This window comes from Johannesbaptistia floridana, assembly GCF_057440575.1.
Window position 1 is genome coordinate 1 of record NZ_JALKVM010000267.1, and the last position, 9,869, is coordinate 9,869.

A 9,869-nucleotide genomic window follows, 5' to 3' on the forward strand; every position below is an offset into this window, starting at 1 on the left:
TTAAACTCATGGGAGTTTTCGTTTTAGATTCCCACAAAAAGCCATTAAATCCAAGGTAAGCGTTCAGGGGAGAACAAAAATATGGTAAGCGTTCAGGGGTGTAGGAAAATGATGTTCTTAATCTGTTGTATTATTCAAATTGCTAAACCAAATTCATAGCGATTGATAAACAAACTAACTACCAAATCGTTTTTCGCTGTAACCTTTTTATTCTCGTTCTTAATCTCAAATGCTTTCTTTCAATTTTTAAATTAGTGAAATGGCCGTTAATGGCAGTGGCATGAATTGATGGTCATATAAGACGGTACTTATACAATTCTTCATATATCTGATTACATTGAATACAATTTACACCATAATGTCGAGAGATCCAACTGAATATTATCAAATTAACTGAAAAAGCTGATAGTTCTCACTTTCCTTTCGATGTTCCTTCCTCGTCTTCACAGTTCAATTTAGATAGTTAACAGCTTATTTAGTTTTTAAGTTTTTTATTTGATACTATTTACTACAACCGCCATCTCAGTCCTAACGAAGTTCATACTATTCTTCAATCATCATACTAATCCGATATTTATCATAATTCATCTATCTTTCCACAGATTTACTTCACTACCACTCTAATAGCCTTGATTTCGGTCAACTATATGCTCTAACGGTTGTCCTGAACGACTTAACTTAATAGTATTGATAATGTGAGCAGCGAGAACCTCTGGCTGACCGGGAGCTGCAATATGGGGTGTTAGGATAATGCGCGGATGCTCCAAAAAAGGATGGTCAGGAGGTAAGGGTTCAGTTTCAAAAACATCCAAACAGACCCCTGCAATTTGACCAGACTCTAAAGCATTTAATAAATCTGCTTCTACCAAGTGTTTTCCTCGACCAACATTAATTAAGTAAGCTCCTTTAGGTAAAGCTAAAAAAGTGTCATGGCAGAGAATACCTTCAGTTTGTGGAGTAATTGGCAGTAAACAGATGATGACTCGACATTTGCTCAAAAAAAGCTCAAACTGTTCCCTCCCGTGAAAGCATTCCACTCCCATAATTGTCTTGGGGGTTCGACTCCATCCTCGCACGGGAAACCTCATGGCTGCGAGGTTTTTGGCAACGATTGAACCTAATACCCCTAACCCCAAAATTCCCACTGTGAATGAAATCGCATCAGGTGCGGGTAGATATTGCCATCGCTGCGATCGCACTAAAGCTTGATACTCTAACAATCGCCGTTGAAAGAGCAAAACCGCTAGAGTAACATATTCTGTCATTTGCCATGTTTTCCCTTCAGAGACGAGACGCACAATCGGGATGTAATCAGGTAAATCAGGGTCTAGCAAAATTCGATCCACGCTGGATCCCAAAGAGATAATCAGCTTTAAGTTAGGAAATTTTGGCATGACCCCAAGTGGTGGACACCATGCTAACACTATCTCTATTTCTTTGGGCTGTCCATATTCAGGCCATACTCGCAAATCTAAATTTGGCTCATTTTTCTTCAATTGGGCAATAAATGTGTTAAACCAAGTATCTGTTGGCTCTATTTCTGCAAGTATCAGCACTGACATTGTTCAAACTCCTGTTTATCTTAACAATTATTTTCCACCACAGCAGCAATAATTTCTTCGCGTCGCCCTAACGCACTGAGGCGCAAATAGCCTTCTCCACTCGACCCAAATATACAACCAGGGACTCCGACAATGCCAGTCGAGTGCAACATTTGTGCAAAAAACTGCCAAGAAGATAAGCCTTGAGGGGCTTTTACCCAGACAAAAGGACTATCAATGCCCCCAAAGCACTTTAACCCCTTATTTTCCAAGCCTTTCCGAAGCAGATAAGCATTTTGTCGGTAATAATTTACCACCGTCTGGCTTTCTTTTTGCCCTATTTCTGATAAAACTGCGATCGCTCCTTGTTGAGCAATATTAGCTGTTCCCCAAAATTTAATGGCATTTCGGGTTCGCCATAAATCATTTAATTCTCCAGGAAGGGTATCCTTAATGGTCAAAGCATTGGGAATCACACACCAACCTACTCTCAAACCTGTGAAATTGGCCATCTTTGAAAAACTGCCAATTTCAATGGCACATTCACAAGCTCCTTCAATTTCATAAATACTCCGGGGGCTATTTGGGGTCGTGATAAACTGGCTATAAACTGCATCAAAAATAATGACCGCTTGATTAGTCTTGGCGTAGTCAACAAACCCTTGAAGTTGTTCGCGAGTAGCAACTCCTCCTGTGGGGTTATTGGGAAAGCACAGATAAATCAAATCTACTTTTTCCTCTGGCGGTTTGGGAACAAAATTATCTTCTTCGCAACAGGGCAAATTCACCAATGAACGACCTGCAAGTAGGGTTCCTTCCACAAAGGAAGGATAAGCAGGGTTTTGTACGCCTACTTTATTATTGGTAGCAAATAGGTCTTGAATATTAACCGAAACAGATTGTGCGCCATCGCTGATAAAAACTTCTTCTGGTGCAAGTTCAATCCCCATTTTTTGTTGGTAGTAGTTCGTGCAAATTGCTTGTCTTAGGGTGGGGTTTCCGTTAATATCCTCATAACCGGTATAAGTTTGCCACTCCCCCAAACGATTAGCTGCTTGTACCAGGGCTTGAACCACTGTAGGTGGTAAAGGTTGAGTGGTATCGCCAAAGGCCATCATAAAAATTTTCTGTTGGGGTTGGGTAGATTGATAGGCTTCAACCTTCTTCCAAACTTGCTTAAAAATGATTTCACAGTAGGTTTTTTCTCCAGTTAATTGGCTGAGGTTTAAGTTTTTATTAGCCATTATGATAGAATTTAGGTTTTGTTAGCTATCGACTCACTTTTTAGCTTTTGCTGTATATAATTCGATAGTTTATATTGTGCTAAAATATGGAAAGGTAAATGGGCAGATCCTTGAATCTTTCCTAAACAATTTTCGCTTTGACAAGTACAATTAAATCCTCTATCCATCGACCATTCTGTTGAGGGATAAAAGAAGGTTAACTGTTCGCCTATTTCTATTTTTCTAAGAGCAATTAAGATCCTATTTGTCGGAGCAAAAAAAACATTAGGCTCGCAGCTATGATTGATATATTGCAAAAAGTCAGGAGCAAGCATAATATGTTGATGCTCTCCAATTTGGACAGTTAAATAATTGGGGCTACTGAGGATTTTCTTGGGTCTAAAATTAGTGATAACTTGTCCTTCCTTAAACTCAACAGTTGTATGTAAAGATCTGTTTTGAGTGTCCGAACACTCCCAAATCTCAGCAAAGGGTGAGACGGTGTGTTTGATCGTATTTCTGGCAGTGACAAGCATGAGATTGCTCCTGTTTAAGTTAGGTTTGCTGAAAAAAAATTGGTTCTAAAATCAGTCTTATTCTATTATGATCTGTTGTTAGGAATGGCGAAGTGAATCAAATATTCACAAAAATTAACGAACTGGTTGCACGAACCTTTTATTTTCGCTTATAAAGTATTGAGTGAATTATCCCGCATTTCTCACAAAAAGAGCGATCGCTCTTCTACCCCATAAACGGTTACTAAAATTATAAATATTGACCAGTTGGATAATGGCGATGAAGATGCACACGATATCCTAAAATATCTTTCATATCATGTCGCTCTGGTAAACAGTATAATGCCGATTTATCCGCTTCATATAATATCGGGGCTAGGTATTGGTATTCTGTCTTAATTGGTGAGGGGCTGTCCTTGGAGGTTTCCTCCAAGGCTTGTAAGCCCCGTGATCAATATTTTTCTAGGGTGTACGAAAGCAAAAGTTCTTCCGGCACACAGCGAACGCCTGTAACTCTGGGGACATTGAGAAGTTTGTATGCTTCTTGATGCGAATGAATCCCCATCCATAATCTTCGATTTGGATGGGGTGCGTTCAACGGTTACATATATAAATTAACTAATTTCTATGGATTGGGGAGGAGACCCGGGTATATTTCCTGAACTTTGACCCTTTCTATAGTCAGTATAGAGGCGATCGCGCCAGTCAAAAAATACACTATAATTACTATTATCTGCTAATCCGGGGATGCCTTTACCTTTAAGTTCTTCAGGAATATCTAAATAAGAACCAGAGGGAAACTTCAGCAACATACTTAAACCTGCCACAGCGAAATCAGCTAAACTTGGTTGGTCTCCTACTAAGTATGGCTGATTAGACAAAATTAAGCTTAAAGCTTCTAAATTTTGTTTAAGGATTTTTTGTGCTTCCTTAACTGAGTCACCACCCATACCAACACCAGTCCCCAGGATATCTAAAAATTCTCCTGGGACTGAACGTACTAAACCTTTGATAAGTTCTGGTGTATTACTAGGAAGAATTGAACTGCGAAAATTACCATATTGATTTAAAGCCCCAGCAAATGCCTTACGGCTATTAAGACCAATGGATTCATCAGCCCAAGCTTCCATCAGTAAACACTGACCCTTTTTTAAAGAATCTATAGGAATTAAAGCAGGTTCAGGGTATTTGCGTTCTAGATAGTTAGCAATTTCCGTGGAATCGGCTACTACTGTATCTCCATCTTTGAGTACTGGTGCTTGCCTTTGGCCTGAAAGGCGCATGAGTTCAAATTGTCCTACACCGGGGGTTACTTCGATTTTACGATAGTTCAACCCCTTATAGTCTAGGATAAATCTTACTTTTTCAGAATAGTGGGATAATTCAAATTGATATAAATCTAACACGGAAACTCCTTTTATTTAGTAGGAAAACTACTAAGAATATCTTAACGGAATTGAGATAGTTAGCAAATTTGTAATTATTTCAGGAGACGAATAAACTCTAAGGGGAGTCCATCGGTATCTGCTAAGAACATAACTTCGTAAAGGCGATCGCCGATCATTTGTTGTGCAGGAGGTAAGAGAATAGATAGATTGGGCAATTCCCTTTGTAGATTAGATAACCAACTGTGCAAATCAGAAGTAGTTTCGGTCAAATCGAAAGAGATATGATAGTAGCCCACATAGTGCTCATCAGAGAAAGCATCGGGGGCGGGATTTGGTTCTGGTATTTGGATCAATTCAATGCGTCCGTGTATACCTGAAAGCCAACAGGCGAGGGTATAACCAGTAGTAAAACGTTCTTGGACGCTAAAACCGAGCTTTTCATAAAAGGCGATCGCCCGATGAATATCTGCTGTACGAATAGAGATATGATGTAGCATCACTCAAATAGACGAAAATAAGGATAACGAGTAGGCGCTCCTGGTTCTTTTTCTAGGGAAAAATTAATCACATCCCAGCAGGGGTCTTCTGAAGTTTCGGGGCTAAAAGCGACGGGAAGACCATATAAACGGGGTAAATTGTCTCTTTCCTGTTTACTAGAACGTTTAGAAGATTTATCAAAATAGGAACTAACCAGAGAGCGATAACGATTAGCAATAATTACCTTAGTGGCGCGATAACCTTCAGAATATAAGCGATCTAATGCCTCATGGATTTCAAAGCGAATACCATCAGGATGGGTATGTTGTCGGTACCACTTACCGTCCCAAATTCGCCAATGGCGTCCTGATTGAAGATGAATCAGTTCCCTGGTTTTCGGATCTGCTTCAAAAGCACCATGGCGAGAACATAAGTAAGTATCTGTCAAAGTCAAAGCCGGAATATTTTGCCGACAATGGGGGCAGATAATTTCAGGACCAAAAATAGGGTTAATATGTGCTGAGTTCATCAAAAATTAATTATCGTTTAGAACTACAATCAATGGGCAATCTTTGCTCTATTATATAGCTTTAATCATTGACTATACTCAGAAGATATTTAAAAGATGAACAAATCAGAAGAACTTAATCAATCTTTTTGGCCTCCTGTTGATGATTCCCAAGGGGCTTTCATTGCTTCTAATGCTACAGTTATTGGCAATGTGATCATCAAAACTGGAGTAAGTATTTGGTACAATGCCGTGGTGCGTGGGGATGTGGAGAGAATCGAAATAGGGGCCTATTCTAACATTCAAGACGGGGCAATTATCCACGGAGACCCGGGTCAACCGACAATTATAGAAGATTATGTAACTATCGGCCATCGTGCGGTCATTCATTCTGCTCATATCGAAGCAGGTTGTTTAATTGGGATTGGTGCAGTAATCTTGAACGGAGTCAAGGTAGGGAGTGGGAGTATTGTGGGCGCCGGGGCGATTGTCACCAAAGATATTCCCCCTCAATCTTTGGTGGTGGGTATTCCTGCTAAAAAAGTTCGTCCCGTCTCAGAAGAAGAGGCAAAAGAATTGCGGGACCATGCAGAAAAATATATGAAACTAGCTTTAGTCCACAGTGGTAAGGGTAATGATTTAGGATTTTGAGGTTTTTGAAGGATAATTCAGTATGATATTTTTTAACTAAACTTTGGATAAGTGTATGACTCAATCATTAATTCCGGTGATTTTAGCTGGGGGAAAAGGCGAGAGATTTTGGCCCCTAAGTCGCAAAAAACGACCTAAACAGTTTTTATCTCTCGATGGTAGTGGTAGAAGCCTTTTACAGGCAACAGCAGATCGCCTCTTGGATTTAGCGGGAGGTTGGTCGAATTTGTGGGTGATTACCTCTGCCTTGATAGCCGATGGGGTAGAAACTCAATTACCTGATTTACCCTCTGAGAATTTATTAGTCGAACCAGAGGGGAAAGATACCGCTCCCGCTGTGGCTTGGGCTAGTTTGGAGGTGGCTAAAAGATTTGGTGAAGATGCAGTTATTGGTTTTTTTCCTGCTGACCATTGGATTGGAGATCAACAATTGTTTCAAGCTACTCTTAATGCCGCCGCTGAATTAGCCGCTACTGCTGAGGCGATTGTTACCCTAGGAATTAGTCCAGATTATCCCTCTACAGGTTACGGCTATATCGAACAAGCAGAAATGAAGGGGACTTTTGGTAATTTACCTGTTTATAGAGTTAATCGCTTTACAGAAAAGCCAGATCGCCCTACAGCAGAATCTTTTCTAGAATCTGGCGGTTATAGTTGGAATAGTGGGATGTTTGTTTTTCGCGCTGGTGTGGTTTTAAATGAGTTGCGCCAACACGCACCATCGATTATTTCTCTTTTAGAAGCTAAGGGTAAAGATGCTTATTTTGAACTCCCCAAAATTAGTATCGACTATGCTTTGATGGAAAAAACTTCTCTTGCCTATGTTTTACCTACTAGTTTTGGTTGGGATGACTTGGGCGATTGGAATGCTTTAGCTAGATTACTCCAAGGAGATAGTGATAATGTTTCTATAGGTGAACATATTGATGATAATACTCACAATTGTTTAGTTTATGCTGAAGATAATCAACAAGTTATTGTGACTATCGGTGTGGAAGATTTAGTCATAGTTAGAGATGGTCCGGTTACTTTGGTAGTCAACAAAGAACATACTCAGTCAATTAAACAAGTTCTTAAATCATTACAGAGTAATCCTAAATTTTCAAACTTACTTTAAGGGCATCATATCAAGTTCGGGTGAATACTTACCATAAAAATGAGGTGAGGCAAGAGAGGCACCGAGGCAAGAGAGGCAGAAGGGAAGGAAGAAGGTATGAAGGTAGAACTTTATCATAACTAATTAAACGGACATGATATCAGGCGATCGCCTATTTACTACTGGCGATCGCTTTTTGTTTACTCAAACTAATTCTCCTAGGACTTCTAGGCGTTTATAATCACCTAAACTCAAAAAACTCTCTCCTAAACTTTCGGCAACACTGGGACTAATCCAGCCCATTTGCCTGAGTAAGTAAATAGCTGCGGCGTATTTTGCTCTTTTTGCTCCATCTTTTACTTTGATGACTAACCCCATTCCTTGACCTACACGTCCTATACATTGGATTCCCTCTGCACCAGATTTACTGACTAATTCTCCTTCACTCAGACGCATTAATTCTGTATCAAATCCACCTTGACCGGAGATCATCTCGGGATGGCGAGTCATTGCCCTAACTATTCTCTCTAATTCTAAATTATTCCCTGAAGCTAATTGTGCATAGAGAAAGGCTATTTGTCTAAGTTGCATAAAGTATGTTGGAGCACCACAATCATCGTGGGCGTTAATTAATTCTGCTCCGGGTATTTGTAACATTTCGGCAACTTTTTTTAAAATCAATTGTTGTACCGGATGAGAAGGTTGTAAATAATTACTTAGAGACCAATTATATTTTTTGCTTACTGCTAACATGCCTGCGTGTTTACCTGAACAATTATGCTCTAATGGGCTACGTTTATTTTCAGGTACCGGACACTGGAGTTTATCGGCTTCAATTTCGGCTCGCCACAGGATACGAAATACTTGTCTGGCTTGTTGGATTGTCCCTTGATGGGAACTACAAATAATTGCTAAATCTTGGTCATTGAGATTATAATGTTCTAGGATACCATTAGTGGCGATTGCTAGGGCTTGAAAAGGTTTTAGTCCAGAACGAATAAAGGTGTTATTGTCTGCATTTCCCGCCACTAATAACACTCTACCTTTTTGATCACAGACAGTTGCTTCTACTTGATGCACTGACTCTATGATTCCTTCTCTTAGTAAGCGTACTTCTACCGTTGGTGCTTCTGTTCTGATGGTCATTAACTCTAATATTTGTATTTATATTTTTGATTTTACCCTAATCAATATTTATTTTGGATCTTCTCTGTTTCTGTACTAATACAGATAAGCTGTTTTTGTATCTAAATTGAACTTTAAGATATCATAATTATTTTACTTAACCAGAGGACATAAACGCCGATTAAGAATCAAATTTGCTCTAGCTGGTTTACTCTAGATGAAAGTGGAATAAAATCTAAATTACTTAGGGAGATCGCGCCATTGTTGACAATCTAAACCTGACAAAAGTTTTAATTTAGCCTTGTAATCAATTACTTCTGGTTCTGATAAGAGATTTTTAATAACCACCCAGCCTAATTCTTCAAACTGTTGTGCTAAAGACATCATATTTTAATTATCCTATTTGTAGAAACCAAGCTGCCATTCAAGTAAATATTATGACATTTATCAAATCTTTATCTAAACTAACTATTTTTTCAACTATAAGCGCTATTAGTTTTGTTTCTATCAATTCTACTGTAGCCGGACAATTTCCTGATGGTACAGTATTCTTTGATCAATCTCCTACTCTTGAGAAAGTCAGTACTACTAGAAATAGTGTATATGTTTGGGGAGCGACCTATTACTTTACTATTCAATTGCCCTCAAACAGTGGTGAAGGTTTACAAAAATTAGTAATTGAGCAAAAAGTATCTCAAGAGGAAATTGATTTTAATCTTGATGATACAGTTGCTTTTATGGGCAATTCTCGTAAAAAAGGCGAGCCTCTCTCTTTAACTAGTGTTACTCAAGAAGCTGAAAATAATCATCAAATTACGATTATTTTAGAAAATCCCATTCCTCCAGGGAGTACTTTTACCGTTGGTTTAAAACCCGTCAAAAATCCTCGCTATGCGGGTACATACCAATTTGGAGTAACTGCTTTTCCTAATGACGAAAAATCACGAGGTTTATATTTAGGTGTTGGAAGATTACAATTTTATAGCGATCCAGGAGTTTTCTAATATTCTGATTTTTTCCCTAGTTAATGCCTTTTGTTTAGCCTCAAAAGGGCGCAAGCCTTGCGCCCCTACTACTTCAGCAAGTCCCAGTTAAAGATTCCATAATACTCATGACGAGAAGAAATTGACTTGTTTAAGAATTTATTCAGTTTGTTCCACCCACTCCATACGTGCTTTCTTGATTTCACATCAAGATAGGCGGTTAAGGAGTGGGGTTTTATTCGTTCTGAAAGTTTCATCCCTCGTCTGGCTAAGACAAAGGCGGCGGCTACGGCATCAGAAAGCTATAGTAGGGTGTGTTAGGGCGAAGCCCGTAACGCACCGCTAGATGAGTAATGAGTAAT

At 39.2% G+C, this 9,869-nt stretch carries 11 protein-coding genes; 3 read left to right on the plus strand and 8 right to left on the minus strand.

All coding sequences use genetic code 11. The features are described 5' to 3' along the window. Nucleotides 1-620: 620 nt before the first annotated feature. The 6 genes from MW688_RS16750 to MW688_RS16775 form a co-directional block, all read right to left on the minus strand. Entirely contained in the window at nucleotides 621-1,562 is a 942-nt protein-coding gene (locus tag MW688_RS16750; RefSeq protein WP_486737157.1) for a 2-hydroxyacid dehydrogenase, read from the minus strand. Nucleotides 1,563-1,582: 20 nt separating this feature from the next. Continuing rightward, complete coding sequence (locus MW688_RS16755; protein ID WP_486737158.1) at nucleotides 1,583-2,785, minus strand: LL-diaminopimelate aminotransferase; 1,203 nt, start codon at nucleotides 2,783-2,785, stop codon at nucleotides 1,583-1,585. 11 nt (nucleotides 2,786-2,796) lie between these two features. Beyond that, nucleotides 2,797-3,300, minus strand: a complete 504-nt coding sequence (locus tag MW688_RS16760) for an SET domain-containing protein-lysine N-methyltransferase (protein ID WP_486737159.1) — start codon at nucleotides 3,298-3,300, stop codon at nucleotides 2,797-2,799. Between the two features lie 593 nt (nucleotides 3,301-3,893). Continuing rightward, on the minus strand, nucleotides 3,894-4,685 hold the full coding sequence (locus MW688_RS16765) for a glutathione S-transferase (RefSeq protein WP_486737160.1): 792 nt from the start codon (nucleotides 4,683-4,685) through the stop codon (nucleotides 3,894-3,896). A gap of 74 nt (nucleotides 4,686-4,759) precedes the next feature. Continuing rightward, complete coding sequence (locus MW688_RS16770; protein ID WP_486737161.1) at nucleotides 4,760-5,164, minus strand: VOC family protein; 405 nt, start codon at nucleotides 5,162-5,164, stop codon at nucleotides 4,760-4,762. Continuing rightward, a complete protein-coding gene (locus MW688_RS16775) occupies nucleotides 5,164-5,673 on the minus strand; it encodes a TIGR02652 family protein (protein ID WP_486737162.1) in 510 nt (169 codons plus the stop codon). Before MW688_RS16775 ends, MW688_RS16770 begins: the two co-directional genes overlap by 1 nt. Nucleotides 5,674-5,769: 96 nt before the next feature. On the opposite strand from MW688_RS16775, the gene MW688_RS16780 reads away from it, so the two are divergent. Both MW688_RS16780 and MW688_RS16785 read left to right on the plus strand, forming a co-directional pair. After that, entirely contained in the window at nucleotides 5,770-6,303 is a 534-nt protein-coding gene (locus tag MW688_RS16780) for a gamma carbonic anhydrase family protein (protein WP_486737163.1), read from the plus strand. Nucleotides 6,304-6,358: 55 nt separating this feature from the next. Next, the gene (locus tag MW688_RS16785) at nucleotides 6,359-7,420 is read left to right on the plus strand and encodes a mannose-1-phosphate guanylyltransferase (RefSeq protein ID WP_486737164.1); all 1,062 of its coding nucleotides are present in this window, start codon (nucleotides 6,359-6,361) and stop codon (nucleotides 7,418-7,420) included. A 183-nt stretch (nucleotides 7,421-7,603) separates the two neighbouring features. Here the strand turns inward: MW688_RS16785 and MW688_RS16790 are convergent, their stop codons facing one another. Both MW688_RS16790 and MW688_RS16795 read right to left on the minus strand, forming a co-directional pair. Further along, on the minus strand, nucleotides 7,604-8,545 hold the full coding sequence (locus MW688_RS16790) for an asparaginase (protein ID WP_486737165.1): 942 nt from the start codon (nucleotides 8,543-8,545) through the stop codon (nucleotides 7,604-7,606). Nucleotides 8,546-8,764: 219 nt separating this feature from the next. Continuing rightward, entirely contained in the window at nucleotides 8,765-8,911 is a 147-nt protein-coding gene (locus MW688_RS16795) for a hypothetical protein (protein ID WP_486737166.1), read from the minus strand. Between the two features lie 50 nt (nucleotides 8,912-8,961). On the opposite strand from MW688_RS16795, the gene MW688_RS16800 reads away from it, so the two are divergent. Then, entirely contained in the window at nucleotides 8,962-9,528 is a 567-nt protein-coding gene (locus tag MW688_RS16800) for a DUF2808 domain-containing protein (protein WP_486737167.1), read from the plus strand. The last annotated feature ends 341 nt before the right edge of the window (nucleotides 9,529-9,869 follow it).